This window comes from Aeromonas sp. QDB30 (genome assembly GCF_027707645.1).
Classification (GTDB): domain Bacteria; phylum Pseudomonadota; class Gammaproteobacteria; order Enterobacterales; family Aeromonadaceae; genus Aeromonas; species Aeromonas caviae.
Genome location: NZ_JAPCIY010000033.1, coordinates 1 through 25,172, shown reverse-complemented (window position 1 = coordinate 25,172; position 25,172 = coordinate 1). Strand labels below are relative to the sequence as shown.

The window sequence follows — 25,172 nt, the reverse complement described above, 5'->3', positions numbered from 1 at the left end:
GTGCTAGACAGTGGGCAGGGGAGCCATGTCTCCATCTGCCTGCTTGCCGGTGACGGGTGTGACTTGACTCCAAAGCTGATCCAGCTGCATCTGTACCTCGCGCATTTCCTGCTGCGGATCCTGACGACCCGTGTCGACGAAGCGATAACGGGGATGAGAGACGGGATTGGCAATGGCGGAGTGTCCGAGGGGAGAGACGATGGTGAGCAGGGGGATATCCAGCGCCTGCGCCATGTGGCGCGGTCCGGTGTCATTGCCGACGAAAAGCTGGCAATGGGCGAAGAGCCCCACCAGCTCCCGTACCGAGCGGGTCTGAACATGGTCAAACACGCTGGCCTGCAGCGCTTCTGGCAGCAGCGGCTTCAGCCCCCGGTTGTACTCCTCTTCCCCCGGTCCGCAATAGACCAGTATCTGGGCATTGTGCTCCTCGATGAGCCACTGGGCGACTTTGGCGAAGCAGTCGATGGGCCAGCGCTTGTAGTGACCGAGGGAGTTCACTCCCATGGCGATGAGTGGCCGGGTCGGGTCGACGCCAGCGGCCAGCAGGGTCTCGCGCCCCCGTTGTCTCTCCCCGTCGCTGAGCCAGAGATAGTAGTTGCGATCCTCCCTGGCGAGGCCGAGGGGCTTGAGCAGTGAAAATCGGTCGTCCACCAGGGTGCTGTTGCCCTGATGCTCGGTGTCATGGCGAAAGCGCACGATGCGGTTGTGGCCCAGGCGCCATGGGAAAGAGTCGAAGCCGATCCGCAGGCGGGCGCCGGAGAAGAGGCAGGTGAGCAGGCCTATCATCTGGCCCTGGCTGTTGATCACCACATCGTAGCGCTCGCGGCGAATGCCCAGCAGCAAATCCTTCATGTAGCGCCACTCGTTGCGGCGCGCCTTCTCGATGACGATCAACCGATCGATGTTGGGGTTTCCCTCTGCCATGCCCGCGCAGTAATCCATGACCAGATAGTGAACTTCCCCGGCAGGGTCGTGCTGCTTGAGGTTGTTGCACAGTGAGGTGGAGATCAGCACATCTCCTATCTGTTTGGTTTGTACTACCAGGTATTTCATGGAAAGGGTCTCGAGCGAGGTCGGGTTGAACGTCAGCGCATCAGCATATCGTACTCCCCTGTCAGATGCTGCCGCTATGGGGTGAAAATCCGATCCAACGCACTGTGTTTGCACATATTTTCGACGTTGTTCGGGCTGGTGGGGCCCGGCTGGCAGTGCGGGAAGATGAGCGGGGGCATGGCACCGCTGGCCATGCCCCCGATGGGGAAGAGTGATCAGCGTACGATGAGGCCGAGCAGGATCCCCACCACACCGAAGTCGGCATCGCTGAAGGTGGTGTTGGCAAAGCCGAGATCCCCCAGTACCGGCAGCAGGAACACCGGCAGGAAGGTGATCAGCAGGCCGTTGGCGAAGGCACCGAGTAGAGCGCCGCGACGGCCGCCGGTGGCATTGCCGAACACCCCGGCCGCTGCACCGACGAAGAAGTGCGGCACGACGCCTGGAATGATGACGGTGAGCCCCAGCAGGTAGAGCAGCACCATGCCCACCAGACCGGCGGCGAAGCTCGACAGGAAGCCGATCAGCACCGCATTGGGGGCATAGGGGAAGACGATGGGGCAGTCGAGCGCCGGCTTGGCGTTGGGCACCAGCTTGTCGGAGATCCCCTTGAAGGCCGGCACGATTTCGGCGATGACCATCCGCACCCCCTGCAGGATGACGTAGACACCGGCGGCGAAGGTGATGGACTGCATCAGGGAGAACATGAACCAGTGCTTGCCCTTGGCGACGCTGGCGACGAACTCGGGGCCGGCGAAGGCGGAGGTGATGAGGAAGATGATGCCCATGGTGAAGGAGATGGCCACCGGGGTATCGCGCAGGAACAGCAGGCTCTTGGGCACCTGCACCTCTTCGCTGCTGTGGGCCTTGTTGCCGAATTTGGCGCCGATCCAGCCGGCCAGCACGTAGGAGCAGGTGGAGAAGTGGCCGAGTGCCACGTCATCGGAGCCGGTGATCTGCTTCATGTAGGGGTGGGCGAGGGCCGGGAACAGCACCATGGTGACGCCGACCACCAGGCTGCCCACCGCGATGAGCGGGATGCCGCTCATACCGCCGGCGGAGAGGATGGCTGCCACCATCATCGACATGAACAGGGTGTGGTGACCGGTCAGGAAGATGAATTTCCACGGGGTGAGCCGGGCGATCAGGATGTTCACCAGCATGGCGAAGAACATGATCATCGCCATCTCCTTGCCGAATGACTGCTGGGCGATGGAGACGATCGCCTCGTTGTTGGGGACGACCCCCTTGATGCCGAAGGCGTGCTGGAAGATGGTGGCGAAGTCGCCAAGGGAGTTCACCACCAGGGTGGCGCCAGCCCCCAGGATGACGAAGCCCATGATGGTCTTGACCGTGCCCTTGATGCACTCGGTCACCGGTTTCTTCTGGGCGATCAGGCCGATGAGGGCGATGAGGCCAACCAGCACGGCCGGCTCCGACAGCACGTCAAACATCAGAAAATTGAAAAATTCCATGGTCAGCTCCAAGCAGATGGAAGCGGCGGCTCACCAGCCGCCCAGACAGTCACAAAGGGGTTAGAGTGCGCCCAGCTCGTGCAGGGCGATGGCGAGTTTTTCTTTCATGGCGGCCTTGTCGACCATGTTGTCCAGCGATACCAGCCGACCGTTGACACCCATGCTGACCAGCTGTTCGGCGATGTCGCGGGTGGCGACAAAGATCTCGGCGCTCTCGCTGCCGGCGGAGGCGAGATCCCGGTGATCCACCTCGGCCGTCACGGCCAGCTCCTTGAGAATGCTCTTGATGCTCATCTCCATCATCAGGCTGGTGCCCAGGCCGTGTCCGCATACAACCAGAATTTTCATGCTCTCTTCCTCTGTCGGGCGCAGGGCGCCGCTCAATAACGCGCCAGGATGCGCAGGATGTCGTCTTTGCTGGTGGCCGCCATGATGGCCGCCACGTCTTCTTCATTCATGAACAGCTCGGCAAGCTGAGCGATGGTCTCCACGTGGGAGTTGCTGTCGCTGGCGGCCAGGGTGACCAGCAGCCGCACCGGGTCGTTGCCCTCGGAGCCGAAGTTGACCCCCTCCTTCAGCACGGTCAGCGCCAGTCCCAACCGGTTGACGCCGTCTTCCGGGCGGGCGTGGGGCATGGCCAGGCCCGGTCCCAGCACGTAGTAGGGGCCGAGCTCCTCGTGGGAGCGATAGAGCGCCGCCACATAGGAAGGCTCTATGGTGCCGTTGGCCAGCAGGGGGGCGGTGGCCAGCTCGATGGCGTGGCGCCAGTCGCGGGCGCCCGCTTCGATGGAAATGACCTCCTCGGTCAGCAATTGGGTCAGCATGGCAGTGTCCGGGCTGGATAGGATGGCGCCAATCTAGCGATCTTGCCCCTTGATAACTGTGAGCTTGATCCCGAAAGTTAGCGCTACCAGATAGCGCTAACATTGATCTGTGATAGCGCTATCATTTCTCTCACAGGAGGGATTCATCCTGCCCCTTATCGGCCTCAAAGAAGGTAAAATCCGGTTTGAGCAAATAGTCAGTGCCCCGCTTTTGCCTTAAAGTGAATGCCCGCATGCCGAGGAAGGGAAAGGATGTCAGAAGCGAAAAAACGCCGCAGCACGGGTCGGGTGACCCTCAACGACGTGGCCCAGTTGGCTGGCGTGGGAGCCATGACGGTGTCGCGCGCCCTGCGCACCCCCGAGCTGGTGTCCGACAAGATGCGCGAGCGCATCGAGGCGGCGGTGGATGAACTCGGCTATATCCCCAATCGGGCGGCGGGGGCGCTGGCGTCCGCCACTTCCCAGACCATAGTGGTCATCGTCCCCAGCCTGGCGGAACGCGCTTGCGGTGACATGATTGCCGGGCTGCAGCAGACCCTGCTCGCCGAGGGCTATCAGATCATGCTGGGGGATGCCCAGCACCTGAAGCAGCAGGAGGCCAGCCTGCTCAGCAATTTCCTGCAGCACAATCCGGCGGCCGTGGTGTTGTTTGGGGGGGATCCCGGGGAGGTCATCCGGCAGCGCCTGCAGGCGGCTCGCTTGCCGGTGGTGGAGGTGGGAGCCATGGCGCGCCATCCCATCGACATGAACGTCGGGGTCTCCAACTTCGATGCCGGTTATCAGCTGACCCGCCACCTCATCGAGCGCGGTCATCGCAACATCGGCTTTCTCTGTGCCCGCCAGGAGCAGTGGATGCTGCAGCAGCGTATGCAGGGCTGGCAGAAGGCGCTGCTGGACAACTACCTCTCTCCGGACGCCATCATCAATACCTCTGAGCTGCCGAGTTTTAGCACGGGGGCGGCCATGCTGGGGGAGTTTCTGCTGCGCTGGCCCGAACTGGATGCGCTGATCTGCGTCAACGACGAGCTGGCGGCCGGGGTGCTGTTCGAATGCCAGCGCCGCCATCTGAGCGTGCCGGGCAAGCTCGCCATCGCCGGTTTCGACGATCTGGATGTGGCGCGCGCCTGTCATCCTGCGCTGACTTCGGTCAGGATCCCCTATCACCAGATGGGCAGGGAGGCGGCGGAGCTGATCCTGCGCCAGTTGGCGGGCGAGGAGGTGGCCGGCATGAGCCTCGCCCTGGATTTTCAATTGCAAAAGCGCCAGAGCACCTGACGAGCGATGCCACGACAGGGCGAGGCAAGCATGTTCAAGGCGTTGTGACCTAAGACCCGGTCGGTGCACCGTCGTCCTGCGCGGGCACTGCCAGCCGACGTGTTCGCCCGGTCTGTCACCGGGTTGGAGCAGAGCGTGGATGCCACCGGAGCCATGACTCCAGGTGGCTGGCTGCACCTTGGTAAAGCTCTGATCGGAACCACTGGCGAGCCCCATTATTCTGGATAGACTTTGTAGGCCGGTGCACTATCCAAGGAGAATGAGCATGGGTACGCAGACGCCTGATTTCGATCTCGATGATGACTGGGAGCCGGAATCCTGGGAAGACGAGCTGGAGGAGCTGGATGACGAGAGCTGGCAGGACTATGACCCTCTCGACGATCAGTGACTCCCTGTAACGCCTGAGGGCGGGCCTGGTGCCCGCCCGATTTTTTGTGTGGCGAGGGGGGCAGCCCTTGGTGAGAACGGGGCGGGCTGGTTAGAATGAACTGCTCAAATGACGCTGTACGAGGCAGGCAGCGGCTCAACAAAGATTCCAACGACGCCAAGGATGAATATGCGCTCACTCGTCATCATGTTTTGTGCCGCCCTGCTCGGGGGCTGTGTTTCCAACTCCGACGACCCTTGCGAGAAGGTGTGGAGCGATGTGGGAGAGGCGGACGGCAAGCTCGGTTTTGCTGGCGATCGGGTGGCTTTTCACCAGACCCAGTGCGGGGAAAAAGTGGACCTTGCCCTTTGGGAGCAGGGTCGCCAGAAGGGGCTGGCCTGGTATTGCCGACCCGAGCATCTCTATCTGGCAGGACGGTCGGGAGAGGAGTATCGCGGCGTCTGTCCCAACGACGTGCAGGCCCGTCGCCTGTTTGAACAGGGTCGCCATGGCTGGACTGATCAATAAATCAGCCTTCCTCTCTCTTCTGAAATATTGCGTGAACCTCTTCGTGAGAAGAGGGAGCTACCCTTCTTTATTCTTCAGCCGCAGCGGCTGGCACAGGTAATCCTTGTCATTGGCGCTGCGGGCACACTTGCCACACACGAATTTGGGTTTGCGCACAATCTTGCGCAGCGTCTTGAGATCGGCGGGGATCTCGTGACGGCGCCACTCACACAGCGTCTTGTGACCCATGACGTCCTCGACAGTGAATGCAACGGGTGAGAGGGGCAGGACCCCTCCCGGTGTGGTTACTGGTACAGGTATTTGGTGAAGATGAGCTCGCGGACCGCCTTCTTGCCCGTCTCCTTGACCAGCAGTTCGTTGACCTTGGCCTCACACTCCTTGCGCAGCTCTTCCCGGTTCACCAGGGACTTGATCTGTGCGCCCGTCTTGCTGCCAATCAGCCGGATGATGGCGTCGCGGATCAGGGGGTCGTGCTGCTCCAGCAACTTGAGGTCGGCAGCGTCCGTGGCCATCAGCTCTACCGTCACCCGTACATAGCCGAGGGTTTTGCCGTCGCCAAGATAGTTGGTGATGATGTCCGGATCCAGTGCGTGATAGGCGAATCCCGGCTGGACGGCGGAGGAGGCGGGATCGGTGGCCTCTTCCTCGTTGGCGAAGGCCTGCGTATTCAAGAGGGTACAACCCAGGGACAGCAGCAGAATTCTGAAGATCTTCATCTGGATGGCTCGGCAGCGACGGATGCCCCATTTTTGATGCTGCCATCGGGGCCGTCAAGCACGGATGTTCTTACAATTCGCCATTGATTTACGGATAATAAACCGGTTTTTAACCTGACAACGGAAATCTCCGGATGGTGAAGCTGTGAAGTCCGAGTTGACTGTTCCCCTCGTCCAGCTCGTCCCGTGGCGGGCGCCTGCAGAGTGCGAACCGCCCGAGGCGCTGCGTCCCTGGTTGCTGGAGGCCGATTCCATGACCCGGCGCCTGCGTCGTTACAATCATCATCTCTCGGTGCAACTGCTCGGCAATCGCGCCGTGTCGCTGACGGTGGACGAGCAGGCGCTGGTGGCGGTGTCGGCCCCCGTGGGCATGTGCCGCGAGGTGATCCTGCACGGTGATGGCGGGCCTGCCATCCTGGGTTGGACCCTGTTTGCCGAAGCGGCCTTGCAGGGGGGCGGTTTGCAGGATCTGGGAGAGCAGCCGCTGGGAGAGCGCATTTTCGGTGAGGCACCGGCGCGGCGGGATCACCTGCAACTGGCCTGTTTCGAGATAGCGAGCAATCCCTGGTGTCCGGCCGCCACCGTCTGGGGGCGTCGTTCCCGCCTGTTTCTGGGGCAATGGCCACTGCTGGTCCATGAACTTTTCCTGCCCTCGCTATCGTCTCATTCGTTGCCATCGGATAAGGAGCTGGAGTGAAGCTGTTAACCAAGGAGCGGGGACTGGCCTATGCGCAGTTGGCCCGCATCGACAAGCCCATCGGTACCCTGCTGCTGCTGTGGCCGACCCTGTGGGCGCTCTGTCTGGCGGCTGGTGGCCTGCCTGACCCCTGGATCCTGACCGTGTTCGTGGTGGGCGTTTTTCTGATGCGCTCCGCCGGCTGTGTCATCAATGACTATGCGGATCGCAACTTCGATGGTCATGTGAAACGCACCGCCGGGCGACCGCTGCCCATGGGGCGGGTCGCCGAGCGGGAAGTGCTGGTGCTGTTCGCCGTGCTGGCGCTTCTCTCGTTCGCCCTGGTGCTGACGTTGAACCCACTCACCATCAGCCTGTCCTTTGCCGGTCTGCTGCTGGCGGTCTGCTACCCCTTCATGAAGCGCTTCATCCCCATCCCCCAGCTGGTGCTCGGCATGGCCTTCTCCTGGTCCATTCCCATGGCCTACGCGGCCCAGGCCAATGCCCTGCCGCCGGAAGCCTGGCTGTTGTTTCTTGCCAACCTGCTGTGGACTATCGCTTATGACACCGAGTACGCCATGGTGGACAGGGATGACGACCTCAAGCTCGGCCTGAAATCGAGCGCCATCCTGTTCGGCCGTCACGACAAGCGGATCATCGGCGCGCTGCAACTGGCGACCCTGCTGATCCTGCTGGGGGTCGGGCAGCTGATGGGGTTGGGGTCAGGTTATTACTGGGGACTGCTGGGGGCGGCGGCGCTGTTCGTCTACCAACAGCGACTGATCCGTGAGCGGCAGCGGGAAGCCTGCTTCCAGGCCTTCCTCAACAACAACTACGTGGGGGCGCTGGTGCTGCTCGGGGTGATGGTTCACTACCTCTAACCCGCCCCCTTCCTGGATGAAAAAAGGCCGCATGATGCGCAATGCTGTTCAGATAAGCACTTTTTTGACTGATTATTCATAAATTGGATTTGAGTTGAGGGGGCAAGGCTGTGTCCAGTCGATCTTCCTCCAGCCTTTATCCAGCGGGGCTTGCAATAGAAAGAGGGAGGCATCATGCCTCCCTCGATTTTTTGTCCTGATACTACGTGGACTGGAACTCAAATTCTCTTAAGTGAACAGCATTGCGCATGATGCGGCCTTTTTGTTGGGTGTCGACGCCTCAGAGCCGGTTGCCCGCCTGGATGGTGCGGCGGATCTTGTTGCTGAGCAGCGGCACTATGTTGTCGGCCAATGCCTGGAAGCGGCCGAGATCCGGTTTGCAACCCGGATCCAGATAGCCTTCGCTGCGCAGGGTGTGGATCAGGGTGCTGAACAGCTTCTGGTCGAAGAACTCGGGGGCGTTGATGCCGTGCAGGGTACCGAGGCGCTCCGCCATCATCAGGCCGTCCGCTTCCAGCTGCTCCGCCTCGATGTGGGGCTGGGCCAGCATGCGGGTCAGCACGATGGCGTAGCGTTGCAGGGTCTCCTGGATGCTTTCGGCCAAGAGCAGCAGGCGCATCTGGTTGCCGGGGTTGACCCAGTAGCCGCCGTCGCGGGCCTCGACCAGTTGCTGGCGTAACAGCTCGGCCAGCAGGGCATCGATCAGTTCAGGCAGCTCCTCCTCTTCATAGCGCAGGAAGAGTTCGGTCTTGAGCAGGGGGTAGATGTCGACACAGCGGGCGACGATCTCGCTGCGGGAGATCCCCTCGCACCGCTCGATCAGGGCCGCCACCAGGGAGGGCATGGCGAACAGGTGCAGTATGTTGTTGCGGTAGTAGGTGAGCAGGATCGCCTGATAGCGGTCCAGGCTGATGATCTGGCCCAGCTTGTCCTCGCTCACCTCGAACTTGTTGAGCTCCATCGCCTGCTCCAGCAGGGTTCTGGCGTCCTCGTCCGGGATGGTGCTGTGCGGGCTGTAGGGCACTTGCTTGAGCAGGTCCAGATAGGTGTTGAGCTGGGCCTGGAGTTCGTCTCGGGTCAGGGCGTGGCGCTCGGCGGCCAGCAGGGCCAGGGCACTCAGGGTCAAGCCGTTGACGGCGGCGGCATCGTTGATGCGGGTCATCAGCAGCTCGGCCAGCTGGTTGACGGTGGAGGCCATCCACTCGGGGCGCTCCTCCCGGCCGATGCTCTCCTTCCAGGTGGGCACATGTTCGCCGAGGTAGCTGTTGAGGGTCAGCGGCTCGCCGAAATTGACGAAGCCACGGCCATAGTTGCGCAGCTTGCGCAGGATGCCGAGCACCTGCAGGAAGCTCTCCTTCTCCTTGCGGCTCCCCTTGAGTTCGTTGTGGTAGGTATTCACCTCCATCACGTGCTCGTAGCCGAGGTAGACGGGGACCAGGGTGACCGGCCTGTCCAGCCCGCGCATCATGGCCTGCAGGGTCATGGCCAGCATGCCGGTCTTGGGGGGCAGCAGGCGACCGGTACGCGAACGCCCGCCCTCGGTGAAGAACTCCACCGAGTAGCCCTTGGCAAACAGCAGGTTGAGGTACTCCCGGAATACCGTGCTGTAGAGCGGATTGCCCTTGAAGGTGCGGCGGATGAAGAAGGCGCCGCCGTGGCGGAAGATGGGGCCTGCCGGCCAGAAGTTGAGGTTGATGCCCGCCGCGATGTGGGGTGGCACCATGCCCTGGTGGTAGATGACGTAGGAGAGCAGCAGGTAATCCATGTGGCTGCGATGGCAGGGGACGTAGACGATCTCATGCCCTTCCTGGGCCAGCTGACGCACCTGCTCTGCTCCGTTGACCGAGAGGCCGCGATAGAGCTTGTTCCACAGCCAGCCAAGGAAGCTTTCGCCGAGGCGGATCAACCGATAGGAGAAATTGGAGGCGATCTCGTCCATGTAGCCGTGGGCACGCTTTTGCGCCTTCTCCAGGCTGATCCCTTCCCGTCTGGCCTCCTCCTCGATGGCCTGCTGGATCACGCTCGAATCCAGCAGTTGCTTGAACAGCAGGTTGCGGTTCGGCAGCTTGGGCCCGGTGGCGGCCAGCTGCTGGCGGCTGAAGTGGGTGCGGGCCACCCGCGCCAGCTTGTGGGCGATGGCCTCGTCGGTGCCGTGCTTGTCCGCCATGTAGCGCAGAGAGAGGGGCGGGGAGAAGCGCACCAGGTTCTCGCGCCCTTTCAGGATCACGATCAGCGCCTTCTTCAGGCGGTTTGGCGCCAGGCTGCTGATGATGTTCCAGCCGGAGGCCTCCTCGCCTTCCCGGCCCGGGGCGCGGCCCCAGAACAGGGTGACGGGTACTACCTGGATGTCCAGCGCCGGATCCTGCTTGTGCAGGTCCAGCAGCTGGTGGAACTCCTGCAGGAAGGGGAGCGGCTTGTTGCGCGTGCCGAACAGGGGAGGCGGACGGTCCAGACAGACGTAGCGTGGCAGCAGCTGACCGTTCAGCTCCAGCGGCGTGAAGGGGCCGGGCAGGCCGAGATCCTCGCAGCACTGTTGCAGGGTCATCAGGTCGGTGATCGAGCTGGTCTTCAGGGCATAGACGATGGGTCTGGCCGGATCCAGCTTGAGCTCGGTGATGGGGTTTTCCGGCAGGCTCTTGTGATTGACCAAGCCGCTGACCGGCCATTGCAGGATGGCTCTGGATATCTTCTGTCCAAGGGACATGTGCGTCTGCTCTCCAAAAAAATGCGGCGTGAGCATAGCAAATCACCGACTGCTTGTCGCCGAGAGGTACGATGAGTCGGCACTTCAGGGCGGGGGGAGGGACAAATGTGCGTCGGGTCGCGACAAATGCCAGTTGCGCCTTGCCTTGGCCCCAGCACTGTATATACTGCCAGTGTGCTGTATAAAAAGACAGGTGCCCATGCTATGAAACCCCTTACCCCTCGCCAGGCTGAAGTACTCGAGCTCATCAAGGCGAACATGAACGAGACCGGCATGCCGCCGACTCGTGCCGAGATTGCCCAGAAGCTTGGCTTCAAGTCGGCCAACGCGGCCGAAGAACATCTGAAGGCCCTGGCCAAAAAAGGGGTCATCGAGATCATGCCGGGTACGTCCCGCGGCATTCGTCTGCTGCTCGAAGAAGAGGACGTGCAGCCTGAAGAAAACGGCCTGCCACTGATTGGCAAGGTGGCGGCCGGGGAACCCATCCTGGCCCAGGAACACATCGAGAGCCACTACCAGGTGGATCCCGCCCTGTTCCACCCGCGGGCAGACTTCCTGCTGCGGGTGCAGGGCATGAGCATGAAGAACATCGGTATCATGGACGGGGACCTGCTGGCGGTACACAAGACCCAGGAGGTACGCAACGGCCAGGTCGTGGTGGCACGTCTGGACGAGGACGTCACCGTCAAGCGCTTCCAGCGCAAGGGCAGCCAGGTGTGGCTGCTGCCGGAAAACGAAGAGCTCTCCCCCATCGAGGTGGATCTCGCCAGTCAGCACCTTACCATAGAGGGCCTGGCGGTTGGCGTGATCCGCAACGCCGACTGGATGTAAGCATCCGATGCGATGAAGAGGCCTCCTGCGGGAGGCCTCTTCATTTTCATCTGCCGATGGCATCTTCCTCCCCACCTTTTCGCTTCTCCTTCCTGTGCACAGTCTCGCCGCACGACATGCATTTCGGATATATCCTTTGATAAGGCCCCTGTCATGGTCGGTGATCAGGGAAGGGGGAGTCGCACCGGGCAGTACGCCATGGCAGGGATGCATGATCGCCGGGTCGGTGCGCAGAAGGGAGAGTCGCCTCAGACTGGGGACTCGTACAGTCAGTACGCTGCCGTGGTTGGTTCGTCGTTGGGGACAAAGAGACCCGTCAGCGTGACCTGTTGAGCAAGGAGGACAGGTATGGCTTCAAGCTCGCCGTGGGATCCGGTGCCGGCCGCAGCGCCCGCATCTTCCATCACCCGATTCATCAAGGGCAGTCGGATGACATGGTTCTATGCGCTCTGGGTCTATCACAAGGGAGATGGTTGGACCATCTGGCTTGGGTGCCCCAAAGACAAGATTGTCCGCCTGGTTCGTCTGTTTCGCCGTCATCACGACATCGGATTGCCGGATGAGCCCTGGACTGCCCCCGTCATCCCGCTGCGCGTCCCCCTGAGACGTGCCCAGCCGCAGCACAGGCTGCGGCCCTGATCCCTCTTCCTGTACAGACAAGAGCCCCGCCAGAGCGGGGCTCTTGTTTTGGCGCCGATGCGGCTTATCCATGGCACAGACGCTTTCCCGCCGGGATGCAAGACTAGCCAGCGGCGGGGGCGGGCGGGTTACAATGACCCCTACCGGTTTTGCCCCCTGGGCTTCTAACATAAGCAAGGCTTTGTTTTATATGGTTAAACCACGCTTTTACCTGCTGCTGCTGCTGCTGTTGCTGTTCATCGGCGCCATTGCGGCGGCTTATTACTGGCGTCAGCCCGCGGTGCCGGAACAGGCCGATTACTACCCGGCGGGGCGAGACATCAACCCGTTTACCCTCACGGATGCGGATGCACAGCCCTTTACCCCTGCCAACCTGACGGGACACTGGAGCTTTCTGTTCATCGGCTACACCTACTGCCCGGATGTCTGTCCGACCACGCTGGCGGATCTGCGCAGCGTCTATCCGGCGTTGAAGAAGATAGCCCCCACTAGCCAGGTGGTATTCATCTCGGCGGATCCCCAACGGGATGACAGCGCCCGCCTGAAAAGCTATACCGCCTTCTTCGAGCCCGAGTTCAAGGCGGCGACAGCACCTCACAGTGCCCTCTTTCCTCTGGTCCGCAATCTGGGGCTGGTCTATTCCATCGTGGAAGGGGATCGCAAGGACTACCTGATCGACCACTCCGCCTCCATCGTGCTGATCAACCCCGAGGGGAAGCTGGTGGCCACCTTCCGACCCAAAGTGGCACCGGGTGAGGTGCCCCACGTGGACATGCAGGCCATGGTGGCCGACTTCGCGCGCATTGTGCGGCTGGCTGGCGAGTGATCCCGGCGCACACCATGCTGATTCCCGCCTGGCTGAAGGATCCTCGCCGCCACAGAGCCGTCTTCGCCCTGGCCCTGCCCATGGTGTTCTCCAACGTCACCACGCCCTTGCTGGGGTTGGTGGACACCTGGGTGATCGGTCATCTTGGCCAGGCCTGGTTTCTGGGGGGCGTGTCGGTCGGTGCGACCTTCATCAATCTGCTGTTCTGGTTGCTTGGCTTCCTGCGCATGTCCACCACAGGGCTGACCGCCCAGGCTCAAGGTGCAGCCCATGCCGAAGGGCAGCTCGACACCCTGGCGCGGGCCCTGGGCTTGGCGATCGGACTGGGCATGGTGCTGTTGCTCCTGTTGTTGCCGTTCCTGCCTGCCATCATCGCCCTCGGCGGCGGCTCTTCCGAGGTACAGACCTATGCCGGTCAATATGTGTCGGTGCGGGTCTGGAGCGCCCCGGCGGCCTTGTGCAATCTGGTCATCATGGGGTGGTTGCTGGGCATGCAGGATGCACGCAGTCCCATGCTGCTGCTGATCCTGGGCAATCTCGTCAACATGGTGCTGGATGCCTGGTTCGTGCTGGGATTGGGCTGGCAGGTGAAAGGGGTGGCCGCAGCGTCCCTGCTGGCGGATTACAGCACGCTCGGGGTGGGGTTCTGGCTGGTGAGCCGGCATCTGCGCCGACTTGATCCCGGGGTGTGGCACAACGCCTGGCAGCGCTGGCGCCAGTGGCCGGCCCTGCTGCGGCTGCTCGCCCTGAACCGGGATATTTTCATCCGCTCCCTCTGCCTGCAACTCTGCTTCGTGTTCATGACTCTGCAGGGGGCCAGGCTGGGGGATGTGGCGGTGGCCGCCAATGCGGTGCTGCTCAATTTCCTGATGCTGATTTCCTACGGGCTGGATGGATTTGCCTATGCGGTGGAAGCCATGGTAGGGCGTGCCATCGGGCGGCGTGATCGGCCGCTGCTGCGGGAGGCCATCGTCCTCAATCTGGGCTGGGCGCTGCTGATCGCCCTGGCATTCACCCTCTCGTTTGCCCTGGGGGGACACTGGCTCATCCGCCACATTACCGACATACCGGCGGTGATCGCCGAGGCGCAACGTCAGCTCCCCTGGCTGGTGGCCATGCCGCTGCTGGCGGTCTGGTGCTTCCTGCTGGACGGAGTCTTTATCGGCGCCACCCGGGCCCGGGAGATGCGCAACAGCATGCTGGTGGCGGTGTTTGCCGGCTTCTTTCCCATCTGGTGGTTCTGCCAGGGATGGGGTGTGGCGGCCCTGTGGGCCGCCATGAGTGCCTTGATGGCCGGTCGTGGCCTGACGCTGGGCTGGCTCTGCTGGCGACTGGAGCGTGATGGACGGCTGCTGGCGGGGCAGGGGGCGGCGCAGTCAGTCTGAATCCTGGCCGTCTTGCCAATATCGTCAGCGGTCAGAGCGAGCCTGAATAGTCGAACTGTCGCCAGCTCTCGTAGACGAACACCGCGACGGCGTTGGCCAGATTCATGCTGCGGCTCTGGGGCAGCATGGGGATGCGCAGCCGCTGCTCGAATGGCAGGCTCTCGATGATCTCCATGGGCAGGCCTCGGCTCTCGGGCCCGAACAGCAGGGCGTCACCGGGGGCAAACCGGGCCGCCGAGTGGGCGGTGCGTCCCTTGGTGGTGCAGGCAAAGACCCGTTGGGGGGCGACGGCCGTCAGAAACGCCTCATAGTCAGGCCAGCGCTTGACGTCGGCAAACTCGTGATAGTCGAGCCCGGCCCGCTTGACCCGTTTGTCATCCCACTCGAACCCCAGGGGCTCTATCAGGTGCAACCGGTAGCCGGTATTGGCGCAGAGGCGAATGATGTTGCCGGTGTTGGGGGGGATTTCCGGTTGGTAGAGCACGATATCGAGCATGGAAGGATCCTGGGCTGGTGCGAAACGGGCGCCAGCATACCCAGCACCCGTGCCGATGAAAAGGGGGAGGTCAGGGCATGGGCAGACGGATGGTGATGACCAGTCCGGTCGGCTGATTGCTGCTGGCCCGGATGGTCCCCCCATGACGCTGGATCGCCTCGGCGGCGATGGCAAGGCCGAGACCCGTGCCCCCGGTCTTGGCGTTGCGGGCATCGTCCACCCGAAAGAAGGGCAGGAACAACCGGGGCTGCTGCTCCACCGGCACGCCCGGGCCGTCATCCCGTATGGTCATCACCCATTCCCGTCCCTCCCGGTACCAGTCCACCTTGATGAACTCGCGGGCATACTTGAGGGCGTTGCGCAGGGGATTTTCCAGGGCGCGCGCCAGCAGCTCCGGCCACATGGTGAGGGATTCGGCGGGCAGGGAAGGGAGCCTGAGCTGTTTGCCGTTCTGGTTTGCCTCGAACATGGCATCGTCCAGGATGGGCTCCAGCAGCTCCGCCAGGGGCAGCGTCACCGGCGCCTCCACATGTTGCTGCACCCGCGACAGATCCAGCAGATCCCCTATCAGCTTGTCGAGCCGGGCTATCTCCCCTTCGATGCGCGCCAGCTCGGCGCTGTCCCCCTGCTTGCGGCGGATCAGCGCCTGTGCGAGCTGGATGCGGGTCAGGGGGCTGCGCAGCTCGTGGGAGATGTCGGAGAGCAACTGCTTCTGCTTCTGGATCATGTCCTTGAGGGTGTCGACCATGCGACTGACATGTTCGGCCAGCTGGCCTATCTCGTCGCGCCGACCCAGGTTGGGGATCTGTATTTCCAGGTTGCCCTGGGCGAGTTGGGAGACCGACTGCTGCAACTGCAGTATGGGGCGGGTCAGGCGCCAGGCGAGCAACAGACAGAGCGGGGTGCTGACCAGCATGGCGATGCCCAGGATCTGGATGGGGTGATCCAGGATCTGGATGAAGAGGAACAGGTAGGAGTTTTCGACGTTCAGACCGAAATAGACGTGATAGGTCTGGCCGTGATGGACCATCTGGAAGGGGCCGGCGATGGCGCGCTGGTGTTCGCTGCCCAGCATGGGCTTGGCCGGGTTGTCCGAGTCGAGCATGAAACGGATCACGAACTTGCTCAGCCGGGTGCTGGACTGCATCTGCCCCTTGGCATCGCGTAGATAGATGTTGTCCACCGGCAAGAGGCCCGCGGCATCGATGGCCTTGGCCAGATCGAAATCCTGCTCGGGATCCGCGCCCCGTTGCAGCGCCGCCAGGTTGTTGTTGAGACGGGTGACCTCGTGGGCCGGCAGCGGGATGATATTGCGGGGGTCCAGGGTGGGGAGGATCACCACCGCAGCCACGACCAGCAGCAGGATGAACCAGAACCAGAGGAAGATCTGGGTGGAAAGACCGTTGAAGGTGCGGGCCGATTTCATGCCTGCTCCAGCCACAGGTAGCCTCGTCCCCGCACCGTCTTGAAGCGGGGCTGGCCGTCAGCCCGCTCCGGCAGCTTCTTGCGCAGGTTGCTCAGGTGCATGTCGATGGCCCGATCGAAAGGTTCGAGCTTCTTGCCCAGCACCTGCTCGGAGAGCAGGCCCTTGCTGACGATCTGGCCCGGATTGCGCAGCAGGCACTCCAGCAGGCCGAACTCGGTGGCAGTGAGCTCCAGCAACTGATCGTCGCAGCGAGCCTGTTGCAGGCCGGGCTGCAGCACCAGATCCATGAATCTCAGCTCGTCCGGGGCTCCGCGCTGGGGAGCCTGGCTCTGGGTCCGACGCAGGATGGCACGCACCCGGGCCAGCAGTTCCCTGTCGTCGAACGGCTTGGCGAGATAGTCGTCGGCACCGGCCTCCAGCCCGTTGACCCGATCCTGGCTGTCGCCACGGGCGGTCAGCATCAACACCGGGGTGTCGTGGGTCTTGCGCAGCCGGGTCAGCATGGCGAAACCGTTGAGTCTGGGCATCATGACGTCCAGCAGCACCAGGTCGAAAGCCTGTTCTGCCAGTCGCTGCAATCCCTCTTCCCCATCCTCGGCGACGGTGACCTCAAACCCCTCCAGGGTCAGGATTTCGGTGAGCAGCTGGGTCAGTGCGAGATCGTCGTCGACCAGGAGTATTTTGTTCATCTGGGAGTCACTCTGTTGATTTTGCACGCCAAACTGACGTCCGGGTCAGGGTATAATAAGTTTTTACGCGTCGGAGGAAAGCCGGTTTTGAGCCACCAACACTATTCCCGCTGGGTTACCCTGGCCAGCATGGCCGCTGTGACCACCGCCACCCTGCTCATCCTGGGCAAACTGATCGCTTGGCTGATGACGGATTCATCCAGCCTGCTGGCATCCCTGACCGATTCCTTCATGGACATCAGCGCCTCTCTCATCAATCTGCTGGCCATCCGTTATGCGCTGGCACCTGCCGACGAAGAGCATCGCTTCGGCCACGGCAAGGCGGAGTCCCTGGCGGGTCTGGTGCAGTCGGCCTTTATCTCGGGGTCCGCCCTGCTGCTGGTGATGCACGGCATCTCGTCGATGCTGAATCAGGTGCCCGTGGTGCGCCTGGAGGCGGGGATCTGGGTCAGCGTCGGCTCCATCGTGCTGACCCTGTTGCTGGTGAGCTTCCAGGGCTTTGTCATCCGCAAGACCAACAGTGTGGCCATCAAGGCCGACATGCTGCACTACCGTTCCGACCTGCTGCTCAATGGCGGCGTGCTGGTAGCACTGGTGCTGGCGGGGCAGGGGTGGTACTGGGCCGACGGCCTGTTTGCCATTCTGATCGGTCTGTTCCTGGTGTGGGGGGCCGTCCATATCGGTTACGAATCGGTACAGGCCCTGCTCGATCGTCAGTTGCCAGAGGAGGAACAAGCGAGAATAATGGCCCTCTGCTGCGCCGTAGAGGGGGTGCATGGCGTACATGACCTGCGTACCCGCCAATCCGGGCCGACCCGTTTCGTGCAGTTGCATCTGGAACTCGATGATCAACTGCCTCTGGTCAGGGCCCATCAGATAGCCGACGAGGCTGAACTGGCCGTCCGCCAGGCCTTCGAGCGGATGGATGTGATCATTCACATGGACCCCATCTCGGTGCTGACAAAAGAACGACAAAGCACTCACCCTGAACAACAGTAGGCTGCAACATGGATGATCTGGTTGCCAGAACCTGGCAAAAAATTCAGCAGGAAGCGCAGAGCATGGCGGCCCAGGAGCCCATGCTGGCCAGCTTCTTTCATTCCACCATTCTCAATCACCGGGATTTGCGCTCGGCGCTGAGCTTCCAGCTCGCCAACAAGCTCGACAGCACCACCATGCCTGCCATAGCCTTGCGGGAAGTGATCGAGCTGGCCCTGCGCAGCGAGCCCGAGCTGCTGGCCGCAGTGGCCGCCGACATCTGCGCGGTGCAGGATCGCGACCCGGCGGTCGACCTCTTCTCCACCCCGCTGCTCTACCTCAAGGGATTCCATGCTCTTCAGGGGTATCGGGTGGCCAACTGGTTGTGGCGTCAGGGACGCCGTGCCCTGGCGCTCTATCTGCAAAACCAGATCTCCGTGGTGTTCGGCGTGGATGTACACCCGGCCGCCCGCATCGGCAAGGGCATCATGTTTGACCATGCCACCGGTATCGTGGTCGGCGAAACCGCCGTCATCGAGAACGACGTCTCCATCCTTCAGAGTGTGACTCTGGGGGGGACCGGCAAGGAGAGTGGCGATCGTCACCCCAAAATCCGGGAAGGGGTGATGATAGGGGCGGGGGCCAAGGTGCTCGGCAACATCGAGGTGGGCGTCGGTGCCAAGATCGGTGCCGGCAGCGTGGTGATCAACCCGGTGCCGCCTCACACCACGGTCGCTGGCGTGCCCGCCAGGATTGTGGGCCGCCCCGAGTGCGACAAACCTTCCCTGGACATGGATCAGTGCCTCTGATCCCCTGACCGAGGCCGTTGTATGGTCAAGCGCTGGTCAGGCTTTCTGATCCTGGGGATGTGGCTGCTCAACCTGCTGCACCTTTATCTGGACTTCTCCCCCTGGCCCGCCGCCATCGCGGCCTGGGCCGCCTCCCTGCTCACCTGGCCCTGGCTGGTGGGTGCCGCACGGCGCCAGGCGCTGGCCCTCTACGGCGCGGCGCTCCTGCTGCTGCTCTTTTCCTGGTGGCGGGGGGCCAGCCTCAGCCCAGGTGACTGGCTCTTGCCGAACATCAACATGCTGACCATGTTTGCCGCAGTGAGCACCCTCAATCTGGCTACCTCCGGCCTCTTGACAGGCACCGCCTCCTGGTCCGGTCGCAAGGGGCTGTGGAGCACCATGGCCAGCCTCAATCTGCTGGGGGCCGTCATCAATCTTTCGGTGCTCTTCATCATCGGCGATCGGCTGGAGCGCAACGGGACGCTGGAGCGGCGTCAGGTCATGGTGCTGAGCCGGATCTTCTGTGCGGCTGCGTTTTGGTCCCCCTTCTTCGTCGCCATGGCGGTGGCCCTCACCTATGCACCGGGTCTGCAACTGGGCAGCATACTGCCTTTTGGCATACTGGCGGCCTTGCTGGCCATGGGGCTGACGGCCTGGCAGGTAGAGCGACTCGGTGTGGAGACCTTTGAAGGCTATCCGCTGCGGCTCCAGACCCTGGGGCTACCGGTGACCCTGGCACTGCTGGTGCTGGTGATCCACCGTTTCTGGCCCGGACTCAGCATTCTGGCGGTGATCGCCCTGGTGGCGCCCTTGCTGGCCTTGCTGTTCATGCCGCAAGCGGGGCGAGGGGCAGCTCTCAAGCGCCAGGTGGTGGAGCGCTTCCCGGCTATCGGTGGCCAGCTTGTGCTGTTTCTGGGGGCCGGCCTGCTGGCGGCTGGCATCAACAGCGCGCTGTCAGTACTGGACTTTGGCAGTGGCCACGGCCTGCCGCTGTTCAACCACTTCGGCTGGCTGGAAGCCTGCCTGACCCTGCTGCTGATCTTCCTGGTGGCCATAGTGGGCGTGCATCCTCTCATCAGCATCTCGGGGGTGGCGCCGCTGCTCTGGCCGCTGGCACCGGATCCCAGCCTGCTTGGCATGTGCTTCCTCATGGGGTGGGGGCTGGCGACCGGGACGAGCCCGCTCTCCGGCTCCAATCTGGCGCTGGCGTCCCGCTACAACCTGAGCGCCGGGCTGCTGCTGCGCTGGAACCTGCTCTACGGCCTGCTGATGTACGCCGTGGCCTGTCTGATGATGGGGGGCTTCATCGCCTTGCATGGCTGATGACGGCATCGGCAGGAGGGCGGGTTATGCCACGGCGGACGCCCGGGATCGAGGTTCCTGCTGCCTGCGAGAAAAACCGACGCATATTTAAGCAATACCGGGCCGCAGGGCGCATTTTGCAACGTGCTGGCTTGTTTGTGCCGAGCGCATCAGGGTATGCTGGCTCCACGCGCTTGAATCGCCCTCTGTGGGGCATCGCAATTGAACATACAGGTATGCATATGTCACTAGAAGTCCTTGAGCAACTCGAATCCAAAGTACAATCCGCCGTCGACAACATCTCCTTGCTGAAGATGGAGCTGGACGAGCTGAAAGAGCAGAACAGCAAGCTGCAAGACGAAAACCACCAACTGCGCAACGAGCACGTTGCCTGGCAAGAGCGTCTGCGTGCCCTGCTGGGCAAGATGGACCAGATGGGCGATGCCATCTGATCCCGTCTAGACTGACCGGAATGAAAGCGGGCCGCTCCTTGAGCGGCCCGCTTGTTTTGGTCTGCCGGGCAATCAGAGTGCCAGTAGCTGTTTGACGGTCTTCTCGATGCCGTCCGCCGCCTCCACAATATTGTTGGCCAGCATGTAGGCAGGGGTGGAGATGACCTTGCGCTCCTGATCCACCACGAATTCGCTCACCGGGCAGTCGAGATGACTGCCACCCATGGCTTCGATGGCGTTGGCGGCGCCCTCGTCGTTGCCAATGGTGGCCAGGGTGCCTGCCCCATAGATGAGCGGGATCATGGCCGGTGCGATGCAGATGTAGGCGGCCGGTTTGCCGGCTCTGGCAAAGCTCTGGCAGGCCTTCAGCACATCCGGCTGGATGCGGCACTCTGCGCCCTTGATGGCGAAGTCACACAGGTTCTTGGCGGCGCCGAAGCCGCCCGGCACCAGCAGGGCGTCGAAGTCGGCTGCATCCAGTTCAGCCGCATCTCTGATCTGGCCGCGGCAGATGCGGGCCGCCTCGACCAGCACGTTGCGGTTCTCTCCCTCGCTGACCTCGCCGGTCAGGTGATTGATGACATGAAGCTGAGGGACATTGGGGGCGAAGCATTGAACGGATGCTCCCTGACGGGCCAGCGCCAGCAGGCTGATGACGGCCTCGTGGATTTCGGCGCCGTCAAACACGCCACAACCACTCAAGATCACGGCCACTTTTTTCATGACAGACTCCTCGTTGTTGAAAATGTGAGCCAGGGTAGATTGTTGTACTTTTGTATGGTTATCGTTCGACCTCCGCTGGTCAAGTCATCTCCCTGTGCTAGGATTGTTTCGTTTTGGATCCTGCCTCAGTACCCCCCTTGAATTTTTTTCCACATTGATCGAGATCATGATGAGTGTGTCATGTTGAGTTTTCATGTTCTCAACGCAATGTTTTAAAAGATATTTTTTGTTTTAATCCACAGATTTGTCACGGCCGTGATGCAATGGTGCCATTTTTGAGCACAGAGTTATCCACAGCAATGTGCCCCACCGGTGCGCCGGGGTGATGGTGGGAGTCCCCTTGGTGTGGTGCGGGCCCTGTGGCATCCTAGCGGCTGTTTATTCTTGGCAGGACGATTTTCATGGCCTCTAGCAATCCTCTTATTCTGGTCGACGGCTCTTCATATCTTTACCGCGCCTTCTTTGCCTCGCAGCAGGCCGATCTGCGCACCTCGACCGGCTTGCCTAGCGGCGCCGTCCGTGTCATGGCCAACATGATGCGCAGCCTTCGCAAGCAGTACCCTGACTGCCACGTGGCCGTGGTGTTCGACGCCAAGGGCAAGACCTTCCGTGACGACATCTATCCCGAATACAAGGCAACACGCGCCAGCATGCCGGACGATCTGCGCAGCCAGGTCGCCCCTATCCACCAGATGATCAAGGCGATGGGTTTCCCCTTCCTGATGGTCGAAGGGGTGGAGGCTGACGACGTGATCGGCACTCTGGCCCGTCAGGCGACCGAGAAACAGTTGCCTGTGCTCATCAGCACCGGCGACAAGGACATGGCGCAGCTGGTCTCCGACCATGTCACCCTGATCGACACCATGAAGGATGTGAAGACCGATCGGGAAGGGGTGATCGAGAAGTTCGGCGTACCGCCCGAGCTCATCATCGATTACCTGGCGCTGATGGGGGACAAGGTGGACAACATTCCCGGCATGACAGGTGTCGGCGAGAAGACCGCACTGGCTCTGTTGCAGGGGATAGGCAGCATCGACGAGATCGCCGCCAACCTCGACAAGGTGGCTGCGCTCGGCTTCCGTGGCTCCAAGGCGTTCGCCGACAAGTTCCGCGAGCAGGAAGAGCAGGTGCGCCTTTCCTATGTGCTGGCCACCATCAAGACCGACGTGGCGCTGGAGCAGAGCCTGGAAGAGTTGCAGCTTGGCCCCATCGACAAAGAGGCTCTGCTGGCGGTCTATCGCGAGTATGAGCTGCGCAACCTGATCAAAGAGCTGGAGTCCGGTGGCGCTGAGGAGAGCGAAGCCGAAAGTGATGAGGAAGGCGCCGCCCCGGCAGCCGCCATCGAAACCGACTATCGCTGCATCCTGGATGAGGCCGAATTCGATGAGTGGCTGGCACGGTTGCAGGCGGCGCCGCTGTTTGCCTTCGACACCGAGACCACCAGTCTCGACTATATGGAAGCGCGCGTCGTTGGCGTCTCCTTTGCCATCGAGCCGGGCAAGGCGGCCTACGTGCCCTTCGGCCACGACTATCTGGGGGCGCCGGTACAGCTGACCGAGGCCGTGGTGCTGGGCAAGCTCAAGCCGCTGCTGGAAGATCCGGCCCGTCTCAAGGTGGGGCAGAACCTCAAGTACGATCACAACGTGCTGCTCAACCACGGCATCGAGCTGCAGGGTATCGCCTACGACACCATGCTCGAGTCCTATGTGCTCAACTCTACCGCCAGCCGCCACGACATGGATTCCCTGGCCCGCAGGTATCTGAACGTCGAGACCATCTCGTTCGAGGACATTGCTGGCAAGGGGGTCAAGCAGCTCACCTTCAACCAGATCGAACTGGAGCAGGCGGCTCCTTACGCGGCGGAAGATGCCGACATCACCCTGCGTCTGCATCAGGCACTGTGGGGCAAGCTCTCTGCCGAGCCGGGCCTTGCCAAGGTGTTCAGCGAGATCGAACTGCCGCTGCTGCCGGTGCTGGCGCGGATGGAGCGACTCGGTACCACCATCGAGCCCAAGCTGCTGCATCAGCAGAGCCAGGAGATCGAAGTGCGTCTGGCAGAGCTGGAGAAGCAGGCCCACGAGCTGGCCGGGCAGGAGTTCAATCTCTCCTCGCCCAAGCAGCTGGGTGAAATCCTCTTCACCAAGCTGGGGCTGCCGATCATCAAAAAGACCCCCAAGGGAGCGCCATCCACTGCGGAAGAGGTGCTGGCCGAGCTGGCGGAGACCTATGAGCTGCCGCAACTGCTGATGGAGCACCGTGGGCTGGCCAAGCTCAAGTCCACCTACACCGACAAGCTGCCGCTGATGATCAAGCCGCAGACCGGGCGGGTGCACACCTCCTATCATCAGGCGGTGGCGGCGACCGGTCGGCTCTCGTCCACCGATCCCAACCTGCAGAACATCCCGGTACGCAACGAACAGGGGCGCCGCATTCGGCAGGCCTTCATTCCGTGCGCCGGTTACAAGCTGGTGGCGGCGGACTACTCCCAGATCGAGCTGCGCATCATGGCCCACCTCTCTGGTGACAAGGGGTTGCTGACCGCCTTCGCCGAGGGCAAGGACATCCACAAGGCGACCGCCGCCGAGGTGTTCGGGGTCGCGCTCGATGCGGTGACCAGCGACATGCGCCGCAGTGCCAAGGCGATCAACTTTGGTCTCATCTATGGCATGAGTGCCTTCGGTCTGGCCAAGCAGCTGGGGATCGGTCGCGCCGAAGCGCAGAAGTACATGGATCTCTACTTCGAACGCTACCCGGGTGTGCTGGAGTACATGGAGCGTACCCGCCAGCAGGCGGACGTCCAGGGGTATGTCGAAACCCTGTTTGGCCGTCGCCTCTATCTGCCGGATATCAAGTCCCGCAACGCCGGTCTGCGCAAGGCGGCCGAACGGGCCGCCATCAACGCTCCCATGCAGGGCACCGCTGCCGACATCATCAAACGGGCCATGATCAACGTGGATGGCTGGATCCGTGGGATTGAAGACGAGTCGATCCGCATGTTGATGCAGGTACACGATGAACTGGTGTTCGAGATCCGCGAAGAGAAGCTGGAAGAGTACATCGCCCTCATCAAGGAGAAGATGTCGGGTGCGGCCGAACTGGATGTGCCGCTGGTGGTGGAAGCGGGCACCGGTGACAACTGGGATCAGGCCCACTGATCCTGTCTGATGGTCACATAGCTATATAAGAAGAGAAGCCCGGCATCATGCCGGGCTTCCTGTTTGTGGCTGCAGGGTCAGGCCTCTTGCAGGTATTCATCCTTGAGCAGCACATAGTTGTCGGCCGAAGTCTTCAGGAAGGCGATCTCGGCCGGCTTGAGAGGGCGGGCCTGCTTGACGGGATTGCCCATATAAAGAAAGCCGGCCTCGAGCCGCTTGCCTGGCGGCACCAGGCTGCCCGCCCCGATCATCACATCGTCTTCAACGATCACCCCATCCAGCAGGATGGCACCCATGCCGACCAGTACCCGGTCGCCTATGGTGCAACCGTGCAGCATCGCCTTGTGTCCGACCGTGACATCCTCGCCGATAAGCAGCGGATAGCCGCCAGGATTGCCAGCACTCTTGCGGGTCAGGTGCAGCACTGTACCGTCCTGAATGTTGCTGCGCGCACCGATGCGGATATGGTTGACGTCCCCTCTGGCGGCCACCATGGGCCAGATGCTGGCATCGTCACCCAGCTGGATATCCCCCACCAGGGTGGCGCAGGGATCCACATATACCCGTTTGCCCAGTTGCGGGCATTTTCCCTTGTAAGGTCTCAGTCGCAAGTCCATCTTGGCCTCCTTGTTTTCGGCCATTCTAGCAAGATGACACCGGTTTCTGTGGATAAGTTTGTATAAAAGCTGTGTTTGGATATGAATAACTAAAAAAGTGCCGATTTTTGCAATTTTATTGCAGAGGAGGGGTTGCCAGAACGAATTCGCTCCCTATAATGCGCCTCCATCGACAGGGCAAGCGGCAACGCAAACAACCCGGTCGGTAGTCTCGAAAAGCCTGTAAAAATAAGGCTTGACTCGAGAAGGCGGTTGAGTAGAATGCCACTCCCGCAGCAGCCAAAAGCTGCGTCGCTCTTTAACAATTTGAATCAAGCAATCTGTGTGGGCACTCACAGCATCGAGCATCAAAAACAATTTTTGATTTTC

Annotated in this window: 27 protein-coding genes; 14 read left to right on the top strand and 13 right to left on the bottom strand. The window is 61.9% G+C overall.

Annotated elements, in window-relative coordinates:
- Nucleotides 1–3: 3 nt before the first annotated feature.
- The 4 genes from PG896_RS11740 to PG896_RS11725 all read right to left on the bottom strand — a co-directional run bounded on the left by PG896_RS11740 (nucleotide 4) and on the right by PG896_RS11725 (nucleotide 3,349).
- The gene (locus PG896_RS11740; protein WP_210538303.1) at nucleotides 4–1,053 is read right to left on the bottom strand and encodes a glycosyltransferase family 9 protein; all 1,050 of its coding nucleotides are present in this window, start codon (nucleotides 1,051–1,053) and stop codon (nucleotides 4–6) included.
- A 215-nt stretch (nucleotides 1,054–1,268) separates the two neighbouring features.
- A complete protein-coding gene (locus PG896_RS11735) occupies nucleotides 1,269–2,525 on the bottom strand; it encodes a PTS ascorbate transporter subunit IIC (protein WP_011704190.1) in 1,257 nt (418 codons plus the stop codon).
- A 60-nt stretch (nucleotides 2,526–2,585) separates the two neighbouring features.
- Nucleotides 2,586–2,873: a PTS sugar transporter subunit IIB gene (locus tag PG896_RS11730; protein WP_161470367.1), complete on the bottom strand. Its 288-nt coding sequence runs from the start codon at nucleotides 2,871–2,873 to the stop codon at nucleotides 2,586–2,588.
- A 32-nt stretch (nucleotides 2,874–2,905) separates the two neighbouring features.
- Nucleotides 2,906–3,349 carry a PTS sugar transporter subunit IIA gene (locus PG896_RS11725; RefSeq protein ID WP_005307534.1) on the bottom strand — a complete coding sequence of 148 codons (444 nt, stop codon included), beginning with the start codon at nucleotides 3,347–3,349 and terminating at the stop codon, nucleotides 2,906–2,908.
- 252 nt (nucleotides 3,350–3,601) lie between these two features.
- Here PG896_RS11725 and PG896_RS11720 point away from each other — a divergent pair, with 252 nt between their 5' ends.
- The 3 genes from PG896_RS11720 (at nucleotide 3,602) to PG896_RS11710 (ending at nucleotide 5,519) form a co-directional block, all read left to right on the top strand.
- Nucleotides 3,602–4,624: a LacI family DNA-binding transcriptional regulator gene (locus tag PG896_RS11720; protein WP_041212112.1), complete on the top strand. Its 1,023-nt coding sequence runs from the start codon at nucleotides 3,602–3,604 to the stop codon at nucleotides 4,622–4,624.
- A 265-nt stretch (nucleotides 4,625–4,889) separates the two neighbouring features.
- Nucleotides 4,890–5,012, top strand: coding sequence for a hypothetical protein (locus PG896_RS11715; RefSeq protein ID WP_010672437.1), 123 nt, complete (start codon nucleotides 4,890–4,892; stop codon nucleotides 5,010–5,012).
- A gap of 162 nt (nucleotides 5,013–5,174) precedes the next feature.
- Complete coding sequence (locus PG896_RS11710; protein WP_372587649.1) at nucleotides 5,175–5,519, top strand: DUF2799 domain-containing protein; 345 nt, start codon at nucleotides 5,175–5,177, stop codon at nucleotides 5,517–5,519.
- Between the two features lie 57 nt (nucleotides 5,520–5,576).
- On the opposite strand, the gene PG896_RS11705 is transcribed toward PG896_RS11710, so the two are convergent.
- Together PG896_RS11705 and PG896_RS11700 are read right to left on the bottom strand one after the other, a co-directional pair.
- Nucleotides 5,577–5,747 (bottom strand): hypothetical protein, encoded by a 171-nt coding sequence (locus PG896_RS11705; protein ID WP_201872732.1) that lies wholly within the window; start codon nucleotides 5,745–5,747, stop codon nucleotides 5,577–5,579.
- Nucleotides 5,748–5,803: 56 nt separating this feature from the next.
- On the bottom strand, nucleotides 5,804–6,235 hold the full coding sequence (locus PG896_RS11700) for a flagellar basal body-associated FliL family protein (protein ID WP_010672440.1): 432 nt from the start codon (nucleotides 6,233–6,235) through the stop codon (nucleotides 5,804–5,806).
- 145 nt (nucleotides 6,236–6,380) lie between these two features.
- Here PG896_RS11700 and PG896_RS11695 point away from each other — a divergent pair, with 145 nt between their 5' ends.
- A complete protein-coding gene (locus PG896_RS11695) occupies nucleotides 6,381–6,932 on the top strand; it encodes a chorismate--pyruvate lyase family protein (protein WP_042879173.1) in 552 nt (183 codons plus the stop codon).
- Nucleotides 6,929–7,792 carry a 4-hydroxybenzoate octaprenyltransferase gene (gene ubiA / locus PG896_RS11690; RefSeq protein WP_010672442.1) on the top strand — a complete coding sequence of 288 codons (864 nt, stop codon included), beginning with the start codon at nucleotides 6,929–6,931 and terminating at the stop codon, nucleotides 7,790–7,792. The genes PG896_RS11695 and ubiA overlap by 4 nt, the downstream gene beginning before the upstream one ends.
- 280 nt (nucleotides 7,793–8,072) lie before the next feature.
- Here the strand turns inward: ubiA and plsB are convergent, their stop codons facing one another.
- A complete protein-coding gene (gene plsB, locus PG896_RS11685) occupies nucleotides 8,073–10,496 on the bottom strand; it encodes a glycerol-3-phosphate 1-O-acyltransferase PlsB (RefSeq protein ID WP_114523353.1) in 2,424 nt (807 codons plus the stop codon).
- A gap of 204 nt (nucleotides 10,497–10,700) precedes the next feature.
- Between plsB and lexA the strand changes: the two genes are divergently transcribed.
- The 4 genes from lexA to dinF all read left to right on the top strand — a co-directional run bounded on the left by lexA (nucleotide 10,701) and on the right by dinF (nucleotide 14,177).
- Entirely contained in the window at nucleotides 10,701–11,327 is a 627-nt protein-coding gene (lexA, locus tag PG896_RS11680; protein WP_010672444.1) for a transcriptional repressor LexA, read from the top strand.
- Between the two features lie 429 nt (nucleotides 11,328–11,756).
- Nucleotides 11,757–11,966, top strand: a complete 210-nt coding sequence (locus PG896_RS11675; protein ID WP_080560358.1) for a hypothetical protein — start codon at nucleotides 11,757–11,759, stop codon at nucleotides 11,964–11,966.
- Nucleotides 11,967–12,156: 190 nt separating this feature from the next.
- Nucleotides 12,157–12,792 (top strand): SCO family protein, encoded by a 636-nt coding sequence (locus PG896_RS11670; protein WP_270835741.1) that lies wholly within the window; start codon nucleotides 12,157–12,159, stop codon nucleotides 12,790–12,792.
- Nucleotides 12,793–12,806: 14 nt separating this feature from the next.
- The gene (dinF, locus tag PG896_RS11665) at nucleotides 12,807–14,177 is read left to right on the top strand and encodes an MATE family efflux transporter DinF (protein ID WP_161470368.1); all 1,371 of its coding nucleotides are present in this window, start codon (nucleotides 12,807–12,809) and stop codon (nucleotides 14,175–14,177) included.
- Between the two features lie 31 nt (nucleotides 14,178–14,208).
- On the opposite strand, the gene trmL is transcribed toward dinF, so the two are convergent.
- The 3 genes from trmL to PG896_RS11650 all read right to left on the bottom strand — a co-directional run bounded on the left by trmL (nucleotide 14,209) and on the right by PG896_RS11650 (nucleotide 16,788).
- Nucleotides 14,209–14,673, bottom strand: coding sequence for a tRNA (uridine(34)/cytosine(34)/5-carboxymethylaminomethyluridine(34)-2'-O)-methyltransferase TrmL (gene trmL / locus PG896_RS11660; RefSeq protein WP_103244035.1), 465 nt, complete (start codon nucleotides 14,671–14,673; stop codon nucleotides 14,209–14,211).
- A gap of 70 nt (nucleotides 14,674–14,743) precedes the next feature.
- The gene (locus PG896_RS11655) at nucleotides 14,744–16,099 is read right to left on the bottom strand and encodes an ATP-binding protein (protein ID WP_103244036.1); all 1,356 of its coding nucleotides are present in this window, start codon (nucleotides 16,097–16,099) and stop codon (nucleotides 14,744–14,746) included.
- Nucleotides 16,096–16,788, bottom strand: coding sequence for a response regulator (locus PG896_RS11650; protein WP_103244037.1), 693 nt, complete (start codon nucleotides 16,786–16,788; stop codon nucleotides 16,096–16,098). Before PG896_RS11650 ends, PG896_RS11655 begins: the two co-directional genes overlap by 4 nt.
- Nucleotides 16,789–16,875: 87 nt before the next feature.
- Between PG896_RS11650 and fieF the strand changes: the two genes are divergently transcribed.
- The 4 genes from fieF to PG896_RS11630 all read left to right on the top strand — a co-directional run bounded on the left by fieF (nucleotide 16,876) and on the right by PG896_RS11630 (nucleotide 20,308).
- Entirely contained in the window at nucleotides 16,876–17,787 is a 912-nt protein-coding gene (gene fieF / locus PG896_RS11645; RefSeq protein WP_043155671.1) for a cation efflux pump FieF, read from the top strand.
- A gap of 8 nt (nucleotides 17,788–17,795) precedes the next feature.
- Entirely contained in the window at nucleotides 17,796–18,575 is a 780-nt protein-coding gene (gene cysE, locus PG896_RS11640; protein WP_010672452.1) for a serine O-acetyltransferase, read from the top strand.
- A 21-nt stretch (nucleotides 18,576–18,596) separates the two neighbouring features.
- Nucleotides 18,597–19,877: a hypothetical protein gene (locus tag PG896_RS11635; RefSeq protein ID WP_010672453.1), complete on the top strand. Its 1,281-nt coding sequence runs from the start codon at nucleotides 18,597–18,599 to the stop codon at nucleotides 19,875–19,877.
- 221 nt (nucleotides 19,878–20,098) lie between these two features.
- Nucleotides 20,099–20,308 (top strand): cell division protein ZapB, encoded by a 210-nt coding sequence (locus PG896_RS11630; protein ID WP_010672454.1) that lies wholly within the window; start codon nucleotides 20,099–20,101, stop codon nucleotides 20,306–20,308.
- A gap of 72 nt (nucleotides 20,309–20,380) precedes the next feature.
- On the opposite strand, the gene elbB is transcribed toward PG896_RS11630, so the two are convergent.
- Entirely contained in the window at nucleotides 20,381–21,031 is a 651-nt protein-coding gene (gene elbB, locus PG896_RS11625; protein WP_103244038.1) for an isoprenoid biosynthesis glyoxalase ElbB, read from the bottom strand.
- 401 nt (nucleotides 21,032–21,432) lie between these two features.
- Here elbB and polA point away from each other — a divergent pair, with 401 nt between their 5' ends.
- The gene (gene polA / locus PG896_RS11620; RefSeq protein WP_270835740.1) at nucleotides 21,433–24,186 is read left to right on the top strand and encodes a DNA polymerase I; all 2,754 of its coding nucleotides are present in this window, start codon (nucleotides 21,433–21,435) and stop codon (nucleotides 24,184–24,186) included.
- Between the two features lie 77 nt (nucleotides 24,187–24,263).
- On the opposite strand, the gene PG896_RS11615 is transcribed toward polA, so the two are convergent.
- Entirely contained in the window at nucleotides 24,264–24,803 is a 540-nt protein-coding gene (locus tag PG896_RS11615) for a gamma carbonic anhydrase family protein (RefSeq protein WP_041212350.1), read from the bottom strand.
- A gap of 153 nt (nucleotides 24,804–24,956) precedes the next feature.
- The coding region (locus PG896_RS11610) for a hypothetical protein (RefSeq protein WP_223933732.1) at nucleotides 24,957–25,172 on the bottom strand (216 nt) is incomplete at its 5' end.

Coding starts and splice junctions, on each gene's coding strand:
- trmL (WP_103244035.1), bottom strand. CDS start 14,673: ATGCTCGATATCGTGCTCTACCAACCGGAAATCCCCCCCAACACCGGC.
- PG896_RS11730 (WP_161470367.1), bottom strand. CDS start 2,873: ATGAAAATTCTGGTTGTATGCGGACACGGCCTGGGCACCAGCCTGATG.
- PG896_RS11720 (WP_041212112.1), top strand. CDS start 3,602: ATGTCAGAAGCGAAAAAACGCCGCAGCACGGGTCGGGTGACCCTCAAC.
- PG896_RS11740 (WP_210538303.1), bottom strand. CDS start 1,053: ATGAAATACCTGGTAGTACAAACCAAACAGATAGGAGATGTGCTGATC.
- lexA (WP_010672444.1), top strand. CDS start 10,701: ATGAAACCCCTTACCCCTCGCCAGGCTGAAGTACTCGAGCTCATCAAG.
- elbB (WP_103244038.1), bottom strand. CDS start 21,031: ATGAAAAAAGTGGCCGTGATCTTGAGTGGTTGTGGCGTGTTTGACGGC.
- PG896_RS11650 (WP_103244037.1), bottom strand. CDS start 16,788: ATGAACAAAATACTCCTGGTCGACGACGATCTCGCACTGACCCAGCTG.
- PG896_RS11670 (WP_270835741.1), top strand. CDS start 12,157: ATGGTTAAACCACGCTTTTACCTGCTGCTGCTGCTGCTGTTGCTGTTC.
- PG896_RS11705 (WP_201872732.1), bottom strand. CDS start 5,747: ATGGGTCACAAGACGCTGTGTGAGTGGCGCCGTCACGAGATCCCCGCC.
- polA (WP_270835740.1), top strand. CDS start 21,433: ATGGCCTCTAGCAATCCTCTTATTCTGGTCGACGGCTCTTCATATCTT.
- PG896_RS11655 (WP_103244036.1), bottom strand. CDS start 16,099: ATGAAATCGGCCCGCACCTTCAACGGTCTTTCCACCCAGATCTTCCTC.
- PG896_RS11675 (WP_080560358.1), top strand. CDS start 11,757: ATGACATGGTTCTATGCGCTCTGGGTCTATCACAAGGGAGATGGTTGG.
- PG896_RS11635 (WP_010672453.1), top strand. CDS start 18,597: ATGGTCAAGCGCTGGTCAGGCTTTCTGATCCTGGGGATGTGGCTGCTC.
- PG896_RS11710 (WP_372587649.1), top strand. CDS start 5,175: ATGAATATGCGCTCACTCGTCATCATGTTTTGTGCCGCCCTGCTCGGG.
- cysE (WP_010672452.1), top strand. CDS start 17,796: ATGGATGATCTGGTTGCCAGAACCTGGCAAAAAATTCAGCAGGAAGCG.
- PG896_RS11700 (WP_010672440.1), bottom strand. CDS start 6,235: ATGAAGATCTTCAGAATTCTGCTGCTGTCCCTGGGTTGTACCCTCTTG.
- plsB (WP_114523353.1), bottom strand. CDS start 10,496: ATGTCCCTTGGACAGAAGATATCCAGAGCCATCCTGCAATGGCCGGTC.
- PG896_RS11735 (WP_011704190.1), bottom strand. CDS start 2,525: ATGGAATTTTTCAATTTTCTGATGTTTGACGTGCTGTCGGAGCCGGCC.
- dinF (WP_161470368.1), top strand. CDS start 12,807: ATGCTGATTCCCGCCTGGCTGAAGGATCCTCGCCGCCACAGAGCCGTC.
- PG896_RS11725 (WP_005307534.1), bottom strand. CDS start 3,349: ATGCTGACCCAATTGCTGACCGAGGAGGTCATTTCCATCGAAGCGGGC.
- PG896_RS11715 (WP_010672437.1), top strand. CDS start 4,890: ATGGGTACGCAGACGCCTGATTTCGATCTCGATGATGACTGGGAGCCG.
- PG896_RS11630 (WP_010672454.1), top strand. CDS start 20,099: ATGTCACTAGAAGTCCTTGAGCAACTCGAATCCAAAGTACAATCCGCC.
- PG896_RS11615 (WP_041212350.1), bottom strand. CDS start 24,803: ATGGACTTGCGACTGAGACCTTACAAGGGAAAATGCCCGCAACTGGGC.